General features: G+C 70.1%; 16 protein-coding genes. 5 read left to right on the top strand and 11 right to left on the bottom strand.

Features of this window, described 5'->3' with window-relative positions:
• Positions 1 to 115: 115 nt before the first annotated feature.
• The 5 genes from CSIV_RS13925 to CSIV_RS13905 form a co-directional block, all read right to left on the bottom strand.
• Positions 116 to 898 (bottom strand): TetR/AcrR family transcriptional regulator, encoded by a 783-nt coding sequence (locus tag CSIV_RS13925; RefSeq protein ID WP_139340714.1) that lies wholly within the window; start codon positions 896 to 898, stop codon positions 116 to 118.
• 161 nt (positions 899 to 1,059) lie between these two features.
• The gene (locus CSIV_RS13920) at positions 1,060 to 2,346 is read right to left on the bottom strand and encodes an ABC transporter permease (protein ID WP_083735143.1); all 1,287 of its coding nucleotides are present in this window, start codon (positions 2,344 to 2,346) and stop codon (positions 1,060 to 1,062) included.
• On the bottom strand, positions 2,346 to 3,134 hold the full coding sequence (locus CSIV_RS13915; protein WP_077051965.1) for an ABC transporter ATP-binding protein: 789 nt from the start codon (positions 3,132 to 3,134) through the stop codon (positions 2,346 to 2,348). The genes CSIV_RS13920 and CSIV_RS13915 overlap by 1 nt, the downstream gene beginning before the upstream one ends.
• A complete protein-coding gene (locus tag CSIV_RS13910; protein ID WP_077051964.1) occupies positions 3,131 to 4,180 on the bottom strand; it encodes an efflux RND transporter periplasmic adaptor subunit in 1,050 nt (349 codons plus the stop codon). Before CSIV_RS13910 ends, CSIV_RS13915 begins: the two co-directional genes overlap by 4 nt.
• An 83-nt stretch (positions 4,181 to 4,263) precedes the next feature.
• The gene (locus CSIV_RS13905) at positions 4,264 to 5,022 is read right to left on the bottom strand and encodes an SDR family oxidoreductase (RefSeq protein ID WP_077051963.1); all 759 of its coding nucleotides are present in this window, start codon (positions 5,020 to 5,022) and stop codon (positions 4,264 to 4,266) included.
• A 101-nt stretch (positions 5,023 to 5,123) separates the two neighbouring features.
• Between CSIV_RS13905 and CSIV_RS13900 the strand changes: the two genes are divergently transcribed.
• Positions 5,124 to 5,969 carry an MmyB family transcriptional regulator gene (locus CSIV_RS13900; protein WP_077051962.1) on the top strand — a complete coding sequence of 282 codons (846 nt, stop codon included), beginning with the start codon at positions 5,124 to 5,126 and terminating at the stop codon, positions 5,967 to 5,969.
• Between the two features lie 52 nt (positions 5,970 to 6,021).
• Here the strand turns inward: CSIV_RS13900 and CSIV_RS13895 are convergent, their stop codons facing one another.
• Positions 6,022 to 7,521: an amino acid permease gene (locus CSIV_RS13895; RefSeq protein ID WP_077051961.1), complete on the bottom strand. Its 1,500-nt coding sequence runs from the start codon at positions 7,519 to 7,521 to the stop codon at positions 6,022 to 6,024.
• A gap of 142 nt (positions 7,522 to 7,663) precedes the next feature.
• Here CSIV_RS13895 and CSIV_RS13890 point away from each other — a divergent pair, with 142 nt between their 5' ends.
• The 3 genes from CSIV_RS13890 to CSIV_RS13880 all read left to right on the top strand — a co-directional run bounded on the left by CSIV_RS13890 (position 7,664) and on the right by CSIV_RS13880 (position 9,219).
• Positions 7,664 to 8,029, top strand: coding sequence for a histone-like nucleoid-structuring protein Lsr2 (locus tag CSIV_RS13890; protein ID WP_442922930.1), 366 nt, complete (start codon positions 7,664 to 7,666; stop codon positions 8,027 to 8,029).
• 52 nt (positions 8,030 to 8,081) lie between these two features.
• Positions 8,082 to 8,798 (top strand): acetolactate decarboxylase, encoded by a 717-nt coding sequence (locus CSIV_RS13885; protein ID WP_238592385.1) that lies wholly within the window; start codon positions 8,082 to 8,084, stop codon positions 8,796 to 8,798.
• 82 nt (positions 8,799 to 8,880) lie between these two features.
• Entirely contained in the window at positions 8,881 to 9,219 is a 339-nt protein-coding gene (locus CSIV_RS13880) for a histone-like nucleoid-structuring protein Lsr2 (protein WP_077051958.1), read from the top strand.
• A 60-nt stretch (positions 9,220 to 9,279) separates the two neighbouring features.
• Here CSIV_RS13880 and CSIV_RS13875 read toward each other — a convergent pair whose 3' ends face one another.
• A complete protein-coding gene (locus CSIV_RS13875; RefSeq protein WP_077051957.1) occupies positions 9,280 to 10,353 on the bottom strand; it encodes a Glu/Leu/Phe/Val dehydrogenase family protein in 1,074 nt (357 codons plus the stop codon).
• 118 nt (positions 10,354 to 10,471) lie between these two features.
• On the opposite strand from CSIV_RS13875, the gene CSIV_RS13870 reads away from it, so the two are divergent.
• Positions 10,472 to 10,948, top strand: coding sequence for a YbaK/EbsC family protein (locus CSIV_RS13870; protein ID WP_077051956.1), 477 nt, complete (start codon positions 10,472 to 10,474; stop codon positions 10,946 to 10,948).
• 117 nt (positions 10,949 to 11,065) lie between these two features.
• Here the strand turns inward: CSIV_RS13870 and CSIV_RS13865 are convergent, their stop codons facing one another.
• The 4 genes from CSIV_RS13865 to CSIV_RS13850 form a co-directional block, all read right to left on the bottom strand.
• Positions 11,066 to 13,024, bottom strand: a complete 1,959-nt coding sequence (locus CSIV_RS13865; protein ID WP_077051955.1) for a glycogen debranching N-terminal domain-containing protein — start codon at positions 13,022 to 13,024, stop codon at positions 11,066 to 11,068.
• Positions 13,021 to 13,854 carry a carbohydrate ABC transporter permease gene (locus CSIV_RS13860; RefSeq protein ID WP_237488686.1) on the bottom strand — a complete coding sequence of 278 codons (834 nt, stop codon included), beginning with the start codon at positions 13,852 to 13,854 and terminating at the stop codon, positions 13,021 to 13,023. Before CSIV_RS13860 ends, CSIV_RS13865 begins: the two co-directional genes overlap by 4 nt.
• An 80-nt stretch (positions 13,855 to 13,934) precedes the next feature.
• A complete protein-coding gene (locus CSIV_RS13855) occupies positions 13,935 to 15,044 on the bottom strand; it encodes a carbohydrate ABC transporter permease (RefSeq protein WP_077051953.1) in 1,110 nt (369 codons plus the stop codon).
• 12 nt (positions 15,045 to 15,056) lie between these two features.
• A complete protein-coding gene (locus CSIV_RS13850; protein WP_077051952.1) occupies positions 15,057 to 16,292 on the bottom strand; it encodes a sugar ABC transporter substrate-binding protein in 1,236 nt (411 codons plus the stop codon).
• Between the last annotated feature and the right edge of the window lie 30 nt (positions 16,293 to 16,322).

Genomic DNA, 16,322 nt, shown 5'->3' with positions numbered 1-16,322 from the left:
CGCTGCTCGCGGCCCCGCGCGCTCACCCCGGTGTTCACCTCGCGAGCCCCTCGACCGTCGCCTCAGGGTCCGGAGTGACACGCGCACCCGGCGGTGAGGGCGGTCGTCGATCGCCTCAGCTCTCGTGCGGCTCGAGGTCGACGAGGCCCTCGAGGATGCCCCAGAAGCCGAGCGCGGCGGGGTGCCATTCGACGGGTTCTCCGTCGAGGCCCGGCTTCGTGATGATGGTGTCGGCCAGATCGGGGTTCACGAGACGCCGCTGGGCGAGGCCTTCCACGACAGCGGCACCGAGCCCGGCGAGCAGCTCCGCGGAAGCGCCGGGGAGGAAGGAGAATCCGAGTCCGCTCAAGGCCGCGCCGTAGAACTCCGCGGTGCGCGCGATGAACATGTTCTCGGTCTGCTGCAAGGCTTGGACCAGACGCGAGCGCGTGTCCTCGTCGGCGAGGCTGCTCGCCGATGTGACGAGCGTCACGTGCGTGCGCCAGCCCACCGACTCGCTGAAGTGCTCGAAGTTCATGCGACCGGCGACCCGGACGGCCTCGCGCAGGACCGCCACGCGCCCCTCGTGGGACACGAGCAGATGCTGGTTGGCAGTGATGACGTCGTTGGCTGCCACCTGCGTCCCGGGATAGAACATCGCGTCGTGCGACTCCGACGATGTCGCCAACTCGACCAGCAGGTCGGCGAAGAACCGTTCCTTGGCGGGCCAGAGCCGGTAGAAGGTGCTGCGGGGGAGACCCGCCGTCCGGATGAGGTCCTCGATGCTCAAGTGCTCCAGGCTGACGGTCAGTCCCGACTGCGTCAGCATGGACAGCGCGGTCGTCAGAGCCGCTTGTCGCGTCTCGTCCGCCGACTGTCTGCTGCTGCGCCCGGGGGCGCCCCACCCTGAAGAACTCATTCCGATATTCAACATCACAATCTCGATACTTGGAACTTGGCATTCCAAAACTGGACATCGGACTCGCGTCTCAGTACCGTGTGCTCAGGCCCGTTGCGCCTGGGCGGATGATTTTTGGGGGTCGCCCAGGCGCAACGAGCGTCGCGCCAGCCGGTGGGAGTTCAGTACCGGATCGCGTCGATGACCTTCACCCGCACCGCGACGAGCGCGGGCAGCAGACCCGCGAGCGCTCCGACGGCGGTCGCCGCCGCCAGTCCGGTGATCGCGGCATCCACGGGGAAGGGCGGGAAGTCGCTCACCATGCCCTGCCCGATGAGGTCACGCAGCCATGGCGATTGCACGATGAGGATGGATGCCATCACCCCCGCGGCTCCGGCCACGACCGTGGCGACGACGCTCTCCATCATCACCGCGAAGAACACCCGCCCCGCGGTGGCGCCGAAACTGCGTCGGATACCGATTTCGCGCACGCGCTGCTTGACCGTCACGAGCGCGATGTTCACCAGCCCGAGGGCGCCGAGGAGCAGGACGAGCACGGCGATGCCGATCACGACCATCTTGGTCACCAGGAACGGGTCGTCGCCGTAGGTGGCCCAGTCCTGACGGCTCACATTCACCTGAGTGCCGTCGCCGAGGGCCGCCGTGAGGTCGCGCGTGACGAGCGTCGCGAGCTGGTCGGCCAGCTCGGGCGGCACCCACATCTCGTACTGCGACTGCGGCGCCCCGCCGTACGGTGAGCTCGCAGCCGCGTCGGCCCCGCTGCGCCCGATCGCGGCCGCCTGCACCGCCTCCGCCTGGTCCGCGAGCATGAACATCGAGGGTTCGGTGTCCCAGGTCGACGAGGGCGTGACCCCCACGACGACCGCGGTCGTCCCTCCCGGCGGGATCCCGGATGCCGCGCCGGGCACCGCCTGACCGCCGAGCGCCACGACGGGGTGGGTGGACAGATCGGGGCGGCCCATCCGGTCCCAGAACACCTCGTTGACGATGAGTCGCGGCGCCAGCTGCTCGGCATCCGTCGGGGTGAACCACTCGCCCTCGAGCATCCGCACGCGGTGCATTTCGCCGTACGGCTGATCGACCGCCTGTGTCGCGACCTGGGCGACCCCGCTGACGAACGGGACCATCTGCGACGTCTGCTGCGCGCGTGTCGCGAACGAGATCCCGTAGCGCTGCACGACGTCGTTCCACGCGGCATCCATTCGCGTCGGATCGATCTCGCCGTCGTTTCGGAATGCCGAGACGTTCAGGCTCGCCGGGCGGCCGCTCTGCCGTTCGCTCATCTCCTGGTTAGCCTGCTGGACGATCGCGCCGAGGGCGACGACGGTCGTGAGCGAGCACACCGCGACGGCGACCCCGATGAGCGACAGCAGCACGCGGGTGCGGTGGACCCGCACCTCCTGCCACGCTTCGAGAAGCGAGCCGACGAGGCTCGACACCGCGCGCATCAGCCGGCTTCCCCGACGACGGCGTCGACATCGGTCTCGACGTCGGCGGCCTCGGCGGGTGCCATCTCGCGGACCTCGCGGCGCGTGCGCGGTTCGAGCGTCGGGTCGTCGACAGGGGTGAGGATGCCGCGATCGAGGCGGAAATGCCGGCGGGCGCGGCGCGCGATCATCGGGTCGTGCGTGATGACGACCTGGGCGGCTCCCGTGCGCTCGGCGACCTCGTCGATGAGCTCCATCACGCTCTGACCCGTGTCGAGGTCGAGGGCGCCGGTGGGTTCGTCGGCGAGGATCAGCCGGGGCCCGCGCACGAGCGACCGCGCGATCGCGACGCGCTGCTGCTCGCCGCCGGACAGGCGGTCGGGCATGCTGTGGAGGCGGTGTCCGAGACCGACGAGGTCGAGCATGTCGGCGGCGATCTTCGTGCGCCGCCAGAACGTTCGGCCGCTGGAGTACAGCAACGGCATCGTGACGTTCTCGAGGGCGGTCCGCCCCTGCAGCAGGTTGAACTGCTGGAAGACGAACCCGATCGCCGCGCCCCGCAGCCGGTCGCGGCGCGCCGTCGACAGGCGGCGGACGGGTGCGTCATCGAACGTGATCTCGCCGCTGGTGGGCAGGTCGAGAAGCCCGAGGAGATTCAGGAGGGTGGACTTCCCCGAGCCCGAACGGCCGACGATCGACACGTGATCGCGCGGTTCGATGGTGAGGTCGACGCCCGACAGGATCGTCAGCGCCGGCTGGTCCGGCGGGAGGACCGTGCGAGTGACCTCGCGCAGTTCCAGCAGGCTCACGGCTGCAGAGCCGATTCGCAGAACATCGACCCGTCGGGGTACGCGGTGCACCCGTCCGGAGTCGTCGCCATCGCGCCCGGGGCGAACTCGAGGACCTCTTCGCCCTCGGTGAGCCCGTCGGTGATCTGTACCTGAGTCCCGTCGGTGAGGCCGAGGGCCACCGCGCGCTCCTCGGCTGCGCCGTCCGGGGTCGACACCCAGACGGTGCCGCTCTGCGCCGCACCGCGGACGGCGGTGGTGGGGACCACGAGCACGTTCTCGGCGCTGCCGCCCGAGATCGTCATCTCCGCCGCGAGGCCTGCGAAGACGGTGACGTCACCCGGCACCGCGCACGTCGCCGTCGTGCCCGAACCCGTCGTCGAGCCGGATCCCGCGCCGCCGCCGCCCGCCGACGACGCGGACTCGTCCGTCGAGCTGCCGGCGAGAGGAGTCGTGATGCGCAGGTTCGTGCAGGTGAAAGCCGCCGGACCCCCGGTGATCGTGACCGACGCGTCGCCGGGGCGGTTGAGGAGGCGGTACTGCTGCGCCGGCTCGAGGTTGCCCGAGACGGAGAACGACGGGGGAGCGACGTTCCCGGCGGCCGCTCCGACGGTGAGCTCCTGCCCTGCGATGACGGACAGGGAACTCAGGGTCCCCGCGATGGGCGCCACGACATCTTCGTAGCGGAAGATCGCCGGCTTCGGGTTGCCCTCGGCATCCACGCTGTCGGCCGGGTCGCGTTCGATCGGGACCTTGACGTTGAAGATCACGTCGCCCGCCGAGACGGTGGCTCCCTGGGAGACGAAGATCTTGTTGACGGTCCCGCCGGCGGTCGATCTCAGAGGCACCGCGGGATCGGCCGACACCGTCGCCGTGATCACGACGTCGTTGGTGATCGTGCCCGATGTCACGGGCACGCGCGGCTCGACGATCGTCCCGGTCGGTTGAGCCGGGTCGGCCTCGGCCGGGCCGTCCGGGAAGAAGGCCAGTTTGATCAGCGCGACGGCGATGACCGCCACCAGAAGCAGGCGCAGGATCGGGAAGACCCATGTGCGTGCGATCCCCATGAAGCCCCCCGGACCATGATCGTCGTTTCCCTTCACCCTAGGGGACGGACGTGACAGTCCCCGGCCCGGGGGATGCCGCGAGGTCAGTGGGGGTCGGCGGCGTTGAGCGCCCGGACCGTCTCGGCGTAGTCGCCGCGCGCCTCGGCGTGCCGGAGGAACCCGACTCGTTCGACCTGGATCTCGGTGGCGTCCGGCTGCTCGCGGAGGATCGCCATGACCTCGTCGGCGAACTCCTCCAGCGGCATGGCGAACGAGCTCTCCCGCTGACCGGGGAGCAGGTCGGTCGCGACGGACGGCGGCTCCAGCTCGACCACCGCCACGGACGTGCCCTCGAGTTGCAGCCGCAGGGACTCGCTGAACATGTGGATGGCGGCCTTCGTCGCGTTGTAGGTCGGGGTCGCCCGCAGGGGGACGAACGCCAGCCCGGACGACACCGTCATGATCGTGGCCTCCTGCTGCCGCTGCAGGTGGGGGAGGAGGGCGGCGATGAGGCGGAGCGGGCCGAGCACGTTCGTCGTCACGGTCTCCTCGGCGGTCGCGAGGACGGCGGATCCCTCCCGCCAGTCCTCCACGCGCATGACGCCCGCCATCGCGATGAGCGTGTTCAGCCCCGGATGCCGCGAGATCACCTCGCGCGTCACCTCCGAGATGGATGCCGCGTCGGCCGTGTCGATGCGGACGGTGTCGACGCCCGGGTGGGTGCGGGCGATCTCATCGAGCCGCTCCTGCCGGCGTCCGCCGACGATGACGGTGTTGCCGGCGGCGACCAGTCGCTCCGCGAGGGCGAGGCCGATCCCGCTCGTGGCCCCGGGGATGAAGACGGTGTTTCCGGTGATGTTCATGTCGTCAGTCTCGGCTCGGGGGCCGAGTGGCATCCAGGTTCCCTCGATCGGGGGACCGTCGATCCCTGGATGCCGAGCCACTGTGCGCGCAGGATGGAGGCATGGACCGAAGTGGCATGGCCGACTTCCTCCGCGCGCGGCGGGAGGCGCTGCGACCCGGCGACATCGGCATGACGGAGGGCGCGCGGCGTCGGACGGCGGGTCTGCGGCGCGAAGAGGTGGCCGCCGCGGCCGCGATGTCGGTCGACTACTACACGCGCCTCGAGCAGCAGCGGGGTCCGCAGCCGAGCACGACCGTGCTCGCCGCGCTCGCGCGGGCACTGCGCCTGAGTCGCGACGAACGCGACTACCTCTTCCGTCTCGCCGGTCACGCCGTGCCCGATCGGCTCGGGCGCGCCGATCACGTCTCGCCGGCGCTGCAGCGCGTCTTCGCGCGCCTGTCGGACACTCCGGCCCTGATCATCTCCCACCTCGGTGAGACGCTGGCGCAGAACGCACTCGGCATCGCGCTGCTGGGCGACCACGTCGGCGCGCGCGGATGGGCGCGGTTCGAGGCGTGGCGGTGGTTCGTGCCGCCGTGCGGGGACCGCGAGATCTACCCCGCTCACGACCGTGAACGCCAGAGCAGGGCAATCGTGGCGGGTCTCCGTGCCGCCTACGGTCTGCTCGGCCCCTGCTCGACCGCGGGCGAGCTCGTCGCCGAGTTGCTGCCCCGCAGTGAAGAGTTCCGCGCGCTGTGGGAGCGCCAGGAGGTCGCCCAGCGCTTCGCCGATCACAAGGTGCTCGTGCATCCCGAACTCGGCGACATCGAGGTCGACTGCCAGGTGCTGTTCACCGAGGACCGCGCTCAGGCGCTGCTGGTGCTGACCCCGGAGCCGCGCAGCGAGGCGGAGGAGAAGATCCGCCTGCTCGGAGTCCTCGGCGTCCAGCGTTTCCCGGCGGGCTGAGACGACGGATGCCGCGCCCCGGCGTGGGGGCGCGGCATCCGGTGTCCGAGGGTTACTGCTTCGGCGGACCGACCACCCGCGGCACCGACGGGTCGAGCAGGTCTCCCGTGCCGACGCGCGCGTGACGGCGCGAGTACGCGAAGTAGACCACGAAGCCCAGCGCGAGCCAGATCAGGAACCGCAGCCAGGTCTCGACCGACAGGTTGAGCATCAGGTACGTGCAGATCAGGGCCGACAGGATCGGAAGCACCGGGTTCAGGGGCACGCGGAATCCGCGCTTCAGATCGGGGCGCGTGCGCCGGAGGACGATCACGCCCACCGAGACGAGGACGAAGGCCGACAGCGTCCCGATGTTGACCATCTCCTCGAGCACCCCCACCGGCGTGACGCCGGCGACGACCGCCACGATGAGCGTCACGACGATCGAGATCACCCACGGGGTGCGGAAGCGGGGGTGCACCTTCGCGAGACGCTGGGGGAGCAGACCGTCGCGCGACATGGCGAAAATGATGCGGGTCGCGCCGATGAGAAGGGTCAGCACGACCGTGGTGAGACCGGCGACCGCACCGGCGGAGATCACCGTCGCCATCCATCCCTGCCCGTGGTAGACGAAGGCGTTCGCGAGAGCGGCCGCGGGATCGAGGTCGCGGTACGACACCATGCCCGTCACGACGAGGGCGACGGCGCAGTAGAGGATCGTGCAGATCACGAGCGACGCGATGATGCCGATCGGCATGTCGCGCTGCGGCTTCTTCGTCTCCTCGGCGGTGGTCGCGACGACGTCGAAGCCGATGTACGCGAAGAACACCAGTGCGGCCCCCGCCAGGATGCCTCCCACGCCGAAGGTCGCCGGCTCGAGCCCCGAGAGGAACTGCAGCAGGGGCTGCGTGAGGCCCGAAGCGGCCTCGGTCGGCTCGCTCGCGGGGACGAACGGCTGGTAGTTCGCGGGGTTGATGAACATCAGACCGGCGATGATCACGAACAGGACGATGAAGAGCTTCACGGCCACGAGCACCAGGTTGACGCGCAGCGACTCCTTGATGCCGACGGTCATGAGACCGCCGAGCACCAGGACGAGCAGCACCGCGGGAAGGTCGATCACCCCGCCGTAGGAGACCTCGGGGGGCAGGACGATCCCGAGCTGTCCGAGGAAGGCGCCGAGATACGCGCTCCATCCCTGCGCGACGACGCTCGCCCCGAGGAACATCTCCAGGATCAGGTCCCATCCGATGATCCAGGCGAACAGCTCGCCGAGCGACGCGTAGGAGAAGGTGTACGCCGACCCCGACACGGGCACGGTCGACGCGAACTCGGCGTAACACATCGCCGCGAGTCCGCAGGCGATGGCGGCCACGACGAAACTGAGGACGATCGCGGGGCCGGCGACTTCGTGCGCGGCGCGTCCGGTGAGCGTGAAGATACCGGCGCCGATGACGACGCCGACGCCGAAGACCGTGAGGTCGAGAGCGCTCAGGGACTTCTTCAGCCGGAACTCCGGCTCATCGGTATCGGCGATGGATTGCTCCACCGACTTCGTGCGGAAAAGACTCACGCGACACTTCCTCCGTCCGGCGTTCCAGGAGCGAACGCCACCTCGGGAGGATAGTGCCTTCGCGGGCGCACGCCTATCGCTGGCTCTTCGCGCGGCACTGCGCTAGCACACCCGTAAACGCCCGGGGGTGAATAGGGAAAAGGTGTATGGTTCTCTCACCATGGCAATTAAGCACATCACGCATCTGGTTGACGATCTCGACGGAACCGTCCTCGAAGAGGGCGACGGAAAGCAGATCACTTTCTCGGTCGAAGGCCGGTCGTACGAAATCGACCTGTCCGACCGGAATGCCGACAAGTTCTACGCGGCCGTCGCGCCGTTCGTCGACGCCGCCCGCCCGGCCGGCCGGACCACCTCGGCGCCGCGCCGCGCGCGCTCCGCGCGCCGTTCCAGCGATATCGATCTCGCTGCCGTCCGCGAATGGGCTCGTGCGAACGGACACACCGTGAGCGACCGCGGTCGTATTCCTGCTTCGGTCCTCGAGGCCTACGGCGCCGCCAATTCCTGAGAATGCCGAACCGGTCCGGGGCGAAGGCGGAACTCCGCTGCGTCCGGGAGCGGTGACGCAATTCGCGGTGCTCGACGCCCTCCTGGGCGGTGTGTACTCCTCCGGCGTCTCCGTCTCCGAGATGCTCGGGTGGGGCGATACCGGAATCGGCTGCTGCGAGGGGCTCGGCGGAGAAGTCCTCGTCATCGACGGCGAGGCGTTCGAGTGCACGGCGGGGGTGCCTCCCCGGCGTATGCGAGCGGACGAAATTCTGCCGTTCGTGGACGTGTGCACGCTCGGCGACAGCCCCGGCGAGGCTCTGCGGGGCGTGGACCTCGCCGGCCTGACCTCCGCGGTCGAGGCGCGACTCCTCAGCCGGAACCTGTTCCACGCCGTCCGGATCGACGGAGCGATGGCGCGGATCCGCACCCGCGTCACCGCTCGGCAGGAGCCGCCGCTCCGGCCGCTGGCGGAGGTCGCGGCGGAGCAGATCGAGACGGAGGTCTCCGGCATCGCCGGTGTCGTCGTCGGGTTCTGGATGCCCCGTATCTACCAGGGCATCACGGTCGCGGCGCTGCATCTGCATTTCCTCAGCGACGACCGCCAGATGGGTGGTCATGTCCTGGACGTGACCGTCGACGACGCACTTCTGCGGGTTTCCGCATTCGCGCAGTTCGCGCTTCGCCTTCCGCTCGACGCGGACTTTCTGTCGCACGAACTGTCGCATGGCGAAGACCATCGGATCACGGCGATCGAGGGTGGAGAACCGCGTTCTTCCCCGAATGACTGACCAGTTCGGTGGGGTTATCACCCGGGTGAAGTCACGCATCCTTCACTGAATATGGTCATGCTCGGGTCATAGAATGCGAACCATGGCGAAAAAGCAGATCACGCAACTCATCGACGATCTCGACGGATCGGTCATCGACGACGGGACCACGATTCATTTCTCGGTCGAGGGGCGTGCGTACGAAATCGATCTCTCTCCGGAGAATGCGGCGAAGCTCCGCGCCGCGTTCGAGCCCTTCGTCTCCGCCGGCCGTGGACTCGGTTCCGTCCCCGCCCCCGCTCGACGGGCGACGAAGACTCGTTCGGAATCCGCGCGCGACCTCGGCGACGTGCGTGCGTGGGCCGAAGAGAACGGCTATTCGATCAATGCGCGGGGGCGCATCTCCGCGACGGTTCTCGAGGCGTACGACGCAGCCCACTGAGAGCAGAGAAGGACCCCGGATGCCGTGGCATCCGGGGTCCTTCCGTGTTTCCGGTGCGGATCAGACCAGGGCGTCGGATGCGGCGCCCACGCGCAGGCGTTCGGCGGCGAGGCCCTCGGCTGCCGCGAGCGGCGTCACGCCGCGGGACTCCGCCTCATCGAACACGCGGCGCAGCGTGTCGCCGATCCCCGCGACGCGGCCCATGATCTCGTCGCGCGAGCCGAGACGCTTGGCCACGAGGTCGAGGTAGATGACACCGCCGGCGTTCACCACGAAGTCGGGGGCGTAGAGCACGCCGCGGGCGGCGAGTCGGTCGGCTCCGGAACGGTCGGCGAGCGGGTTGTTGGCGGGACCGCACACCGCGCGCGCGTCGAGCGCGTCGATGACGTCGTCAGTCAGGACGCCGCCGATCCCGGCCGGCACGAACACATCGGCGGGCACGAGGTGCACCTCGCCCGGCTCGACCCACGCGGCGCCGAGCTCGGCGGCCAGAGCCCGCTTGGCGGGGTTGACGTCGGTGACGGTGAGCACCGCCCCCTCGGTGGCGAGGCGCGCGGCCAGACGGCCTCCCACCTGCCCGAGACCGGCGACGGTGATGCGCCGACCGCTGACGTCGCCCGATCCGGTGGCGCGCTCGAGAGTCGCCATGAGCGACGCGTACACGCCGAGGCTCGTGGGTCCCGCCGGCTCTCCCGATCCGCCGACCGCGTCGGGGAGCCCGACCACGTGCGCGGTGCGCTCGCTCACGACGAGCATGTCCTCCGTGGTGGAGCCCACGTCTTCCGCGGTCCGGTACAGGCCCCCCAGGCTCTCGACCGCGTCGCCGAGGTCGAGGAAAGCGGCGCGACGGCGATCGGCGTCGAGCACGGTCCCCTCGGGGAGACCGATGACCGATTTCCCGCCGCCCGCGTCGAGACCGGCCGCGGCGTTCTTCAACGTCATCGCGGCCGACAGGCGCAGGGCGTCGCCGAGGGCGTCGTTCCAGTGCGGGTACGTCCAGAGGCGGGCGCCGCCGAGAGCGGAGCCGAGCACCGAGGAGTGCAGCGCGACGGCGATGAACAGGCCGCTCCGGCGTCCCGTCACCGCCTCCACGCGCTCGTGGGCGAAATCGGGCAGGGGAAGGGCGTTGGTCATCGCGATCCTTTGGTCGGTCGCCTTGTGGGCGGCTCTGTCGTGGATGCCGCGGCGTTGCGGCATCCACGTCCATTCTGACGCGCCGAGGCGGCAGGGGCGAGCACCCTATGCTGGCGCGATGAGCGAGTCGCTTTCCGCCCGCAGCCGCCTCGTCGCCGCCGCGCTGGAGCGCGCCGGGATCACGGGGGAGATCGTCGTCCTCCCCGCCGCCGCGCACACCGCGGTCCTCGCCGCCGAGGCGCTCGGCGTCGAGGTCGGCGCGATCGCGAACAGCCTCGTGTTCTGGAGCGACGGTGAACCGCTGCTCGTGATGACCAGCGGCGCGCACCGCGTCGACACGGCGGCACTCGCGGCCCGGCTCGGGCGCGGTGGCATCCGTCGGGCGACGCCCGAACAGGTCCTCGCCGCGACTGGTCAGCCGATCGGCGGGGTCGCCCCGACCGGGCATCCCGCGCCTCTGACGACGATCGTCGACGAAGACCTCGCGGCCTACCCGCGGATCTGGGCTGCCGGAGGGACCCCGCAGACGGTGTTCCCGCTGACCTTCGACGAGCTGGTGCGGCTGACCGGCGGCACGGTCGTGCCCGTCGCCTGACACGACGCGCTGCGGCCGGGCGCTTCCTCGCCGCGCCCGATCCCGCCAAGAAGACTCGGTGTCCAAGACACGCCGACGCGCCGGAGCGGCATCCGCGTGTCCTGGACACCGAACGCGTCAGTCCGCGGCACCGAGCACCGTGAGGCACACCACCGCGGCCGCCGCCGACCAGGCCTGCGGGCGGCAGGCGGCGGGATACGGCGTCGGAACCGACGTCTCGGAGCGCGGGTCGCCGGAGTGCAGCTCGGGCACGCGGTACGCGAAGCCCTCGGCAGCGTCCAGCAGTTCCTCGACGACCGCGCGGGCCGGGTCGAGCAGTCCCGCGCGCCGCATGCCGTGGACGGCGATCGCGGTGTCGTGCACCCACACGCTGCCCCCGTGGTACGACAGCGGCCAGTAGCCCGCGGCCTGCGTCGACATCGTCCGGATGCCGTATCCGCTCGACATCGAGGGGCCCCGCAGCAGCTCCGCGATGTGCGCCTCGTCGTCGGCATCCAGGATTCCCGTGCCGATGAGGTGACCGATATTGCTCGTGAGGGTGTCGACCGGTCGCTTCTCGCGGTCGAGGGCGACGGCCGGATAACGACCCTCGGGGGTCTGGATCCAGTAGGCGGCGGCGAAGCGCGTCCTCAGGTCGGCTGCCCACTCGCGCCAGAACGCGATGTCGGCCGTGTCGCCGTCGTCGCCGAACTCCTCGAGCAGTTCCGCACCGGCGAGAGCGGCCTCGTACGCGTAGGCCTGCACCTCGCACAGGGCGATCGGACCGTCGGCGAGCGTGCCGTCCCGCCACTGGATCGAGTCGCCCGAGTCCTTCCAGCCCTGGTTCGCCAGGCCCGTTCCGAGACGGTCGATGTAGTCGAGGAAGCCGTCGCCGTCGCTGTCGCCGCTGTCGCGGATCCCCCCGAGAGCACCGCGGAGCGCCGGCAGCAGCGCCCGGACCTCGTCGGCGGGGAGCCCGGCGCGCCACGCGTCGGCGAGCAAGCAGATCCACAGGGGAGTGGAGTCGACGCTGCCGTAGTACCGCGGCGGCAGGGAGATGCCCTCGCTGGGGATCTCCAGCGACGACGAGCGCAGCTCGTGCAGGATCTTGCCCGGCTCCTGCGCGGTCTGCGGGTCGTCGGTCGTCCCCTGCAGTCGCGCGAGCACGCGGAGAGTGGATGCCGCGATGTCGCGGTCCAGCGGAAGCGCGAGGCGCGCCGCCCACAGGGAATCCCGGCCGAAGAGCGTGAAGAACCACGGTGCGCCGGCGGCGAAGAACTCGTCCTCCGGGTCGTCGGGGAGCACGAGACGCAGGGCGTCCAGGTCACCGAGCGCGGTCGTGAGCCACCGGGCGAGGCGGGGGTCGGAGACGCGGGATGCGACGGCCGCGGCATCCCAGCGCGCCGGAGCGGCGGCCCCACCGACGACGAGCGTGTCGTCGCGCAGCGCGAGCTCCCATCTCACGGCGGTCTCGCCGAAGGCGGGGACCTCGACCTCCCAGGTCGCCTCGACGAACTCCGAATCGGATGCCACGTCAGCGCCGGCCGCGGTGAACTCGAGCCCCCGCGAACCGGCGGACACGCGCGCCGAGCCCGCGTCGATCGCGACATCGGTCGGCTGAGGCCGCGCGTGCCCGGACTTCACCTCGTGCAGCAGAGCGAACTCCGGCTGGAGGCGCAGGCGCAGCGTGGTGCGGATCGGTGCGTCCACGCGGGAGCGGAGCGTCCACGTCTCCGTCACTCGCCCGTCGGCCACGTTGCGCTCACGCAGCAGCCGCACCTTCGGATCGGGGGTCGTGTCGTCGACGCCGCGCAGGACCCCGCCGAACACGATCCGCGAGGGGCCGTCGGGGGCGGTTGAGATCCACTCGAGGGCGGAGTCGTCGCACGAGACGGACATCGACCGAACGTGTCGGACGTCGCCGTGGTAGATCCCGTGCACGGCGGCCGTACCCACCGCACCGTCGCGGTCGGACCACACCTGCGTCGGGGCCCGCAACACGATCACGGCGTCGCTGAGCAGCGGCTGCAGCGGCGCGGGGTCGGCGGGGGTGCGGGTGGGCGTCGCGTCCGTCGAGGCGGCGGGTGCGGTGGTCATTCTTTGACGGCTCCTTCACTGGCGTTCATGATGCGGCGCTGGAACACGAAGAACACCACGGCGACCGGAATCGTCATGATGGCCGCGGCCGCGAGCTTGAGGGGGTACTGGCTGCCCTGGCTGAGCTGCCCGCTCGCGAGCGAGGCGACGCCCTTGGTCAGGGTGGTGAGCTCGGGGGACTGGGTGGAGATGACGAAGTGGCTCAGTTCGTTCCACGATCCCTGGAACGACAGGATGACGATCGTGATCAGGGCCGGGCGCGCCATGGGCAGGACGACCGACCAGAAGATGCGGAACGTGCTGGCCCCGTCGATGCGCGCCTGCTCCTCGACGGACGGGGGGATCGACTCGAAGAAGTTCTTCATGATGAACACGCCCGCGGCATCCACCAACAGCGGCAGGATCATGCCCGCGTACGAGTCGTAGATGCCGAGCTGGTTGATCACCAGGAACTTCGGGATGAGCAGCACCACCGCCGGGACCGCCATGACCGCGACGAGGGCGGCGAACACCAGACCGCGCCCCCGGAACTGCAGACGGGCGAGGGCGTAACCGGCGAGGGAGTTGAAGAACACCCGCCCCAGGGTCACGAACACCGTCACGACCGCCGAGTTGGCGAACCACACCGGGAAGTCCGACCGCAGGAACAGGCGTTCGTACGCGGCCCACGTGAAGGGCTGCGGCACGAGCGAGATCGGGTCGGCGGCGGCGACGGCATCCGGCTTGAACGACGTCGCCACCTGGACCAGGAACGGGTAGATGTAGATCAGCGCGAGCACGCACAGCAGGGCGTAGAGCGCGATCTGCCAGCGCAGCGCCTTGCCTGACATGCGGTGCTTCGCGGGCTTGCTCCGCGGGCCGCCGACGACCTGCTCGGCGGCGACGGTGACCTCGGGGGATGCCGTGGCGGTCATCGCGTGCCTCCCTTCGGGGTGCGCACTTCGTACTGTCGCGCGCGTCGACGCGAGACGGGGCGCTCTCGCAGTACCCATCGCTGCAGGATCGTCAGGACGACGATGATCACGAACAGCACGAACGCGATCGCCGCACCCTGGCCCCACTCCTGAGAGAGGAACGCCGAGGAGTAGCTGAGGTACGCGGGGGTGAGGGTCGTCTTGCCCGGGCCGCCCTGGGTGCCGGTGTAGATCTGGTCGAAGACCTGCCAGGTGCCGATGAGCCCGAGGGTCAGCACCGTGAAGAGGACGGGTCGGAGCTGGGGGAGCGTGACGCGCCAGAAGCGCTGCCACCCGTTCGCGCCGTCCATCATCGCGGCCTCCTGCACGTCGCCGCCGATGTTCTGGAGGCCCGCGATGAACAGCAGCATGAACGTTCCCGACGTCGTGAAGACCGCCATGAGGATGAACGCCGACATCGCTACGGACGGGCCGCCCAGCCAGTCCCACCACGACACGCCGAGGAACGTGTTCCCGGTCAGGGCGGCGGGGCCGTTCGCGACGCCGATCGACGCGAGGGCGTTGTGCACGATGCCGGACGGGTCGCTGAACCAGTTGGGACCGTTGATCCCCAGCCACGACAGCGCCTCGTTGACGGCGCCCGAGGTGGAGAAAAGGAACAGCCACAGCACCGTGATGGCGACGGAGCTGGTGACGGAGGGGAAGTAGAACGCCGTGCGGAAGAATCCGCGGCCGCGCAGCACCGCGCGGTTGACGAGCACGGCGAGGAAGAGCGAGAGCGCGGTCTGCAGCGGCACGACGAGGAGGACGTACCAGGCGTTGTTGCGGAGGGCCGTGCCGAAGTCGCGCTCGGCGAGTCCACCGCCGGTGGTCACCGCGGCGTAGTTGTCGAGGCCGACGAAGTTCACGTTCGACGAGAAGGGGCTTCCGCGGCCGGTCCAGTCGGAGAAGCTCACCCACAGCGCCATGAGCACCGGGACGAGGAGGAACACGCCGAGGATGATCAGCACCGGGGCGGTGAAGAGCCAGCCGGCGGCGGCCTCGCCGCGCCGGATCCCCGTGGAGGAGGACCCGGCGCGGCGGGGCGCGGTGGTGAGAGCGGTCATGGGCGGTCGCGCCTACTTGGCGATCGCCTCGAGGTTGCCCTGCACCGTGGTGAGGATCGACTGCGGGTCACCGGTCTTCAGCGACTCCAGCTGGGCGTTGAAGTCGGTGATGACGTCGGCCGCGCCCGCGATGTTCGGCGGGAACTGGGCGTACTCGGCCCCGGCGAGGAACGCCGTCAGGTCCGGGTTCGCGCTCGACCACGCATCGGCGGCCGACTGGATCGACGGCATCGGGCCGAACGCCTTCGAGAAGGCGAGCTGCTGGTCGGTGCCGGTGAGGTACTCGGCGAGGGCGCGGGCGTTGTCCTGGTTCTTGCTGTCGGCGGCCATGCCCCAGCAGTTGGTGAACTGCAGCGTGCCCTTGCCGCCGGGACCGGCGGGGAGTTCGGCGACGGTGTACTTCACTTCGGGGTAGTCGGCGGTGAGGGCGCCGGTGATCCAGTTGCCCTCGATGGTCATTGCGGACTTCTGGGTGCCGAACGCCTCGCCGCCCCATCCGGCGCCCACGTCGGACGCGAAGGCGAAGCTGCCGTCGTTGAGGTGGGTCTTGACGTACTGCAGTGCCTCGACGTTGGCCGCGCTGTCGGCGATGGCCTTGCCGTCGCTCAGCAGCCCGCCCCCGGCCTGCGCCATGAAGGCGCCGAGGCGCTGGTACTCGGCGCCGAACGCGAGACCGACGCGTCCGTCCGCCGTGAGCTTCTGGGCGACGGATGCCAGCTGGTCCCACGTCGTCGGGATGTCGGCATCCGTCAGCCCCGCCGCCGACCACAGGTCGGTGTTGATGACGAGGGCGAGTGTCGAGAAGTCCTTCGGCGCGCAGTAGAACTGGCCGTCGACGGTGAAGTTGTCGACGAGCGAGGGGTAGAAGTCGCCCTTGTTCGCGAGGTCGTCGCCGTAGGGGGCGATCGATCCGTTGGCGGCGTAGCCGGCCAGGGCGTCGGGGGCGAGGTAGAAGAGGTCCGGCGGCGACCCGGCCGCGAACCCCTGCGAGAGCTGTTGGGGGAGGTCGTTCGCGACCTGCACCTGGGCATCGACGCCGGACTCCTTCGACCAGGCGGCGACGGCGTCCTCGACGGCCTGGGTCTCGGCGTCGCCCGACGAGCCGATGAGGATCGACAGCGAGCCGCCGGAGGTCTGCTCGGCGCTGCCGGAATCGGTGAAGCCCGAACCGCACCCGGTCAGGGTCAGGGCTCCGGTGGCCAGGAGTGCACCGGCTCCGAGCCAGGTGCGGGCGATGTGCCGTGTCATGTGTCTCTCTCCTTCGATGAGGCATGCGAC

The organism is Microbacterium sp. CSI-V, from assembly GCF_001984105.1.
GTDB lineage: Bacteria > Actinomycetota > Actinomycetes > Actinomycetales > Microbacteriaceae > Microbacterium.
Note: the sequence above shows the minus strand (reverse complement) of the source record. Positions and strands in the feature narration are given on the sequence as shown.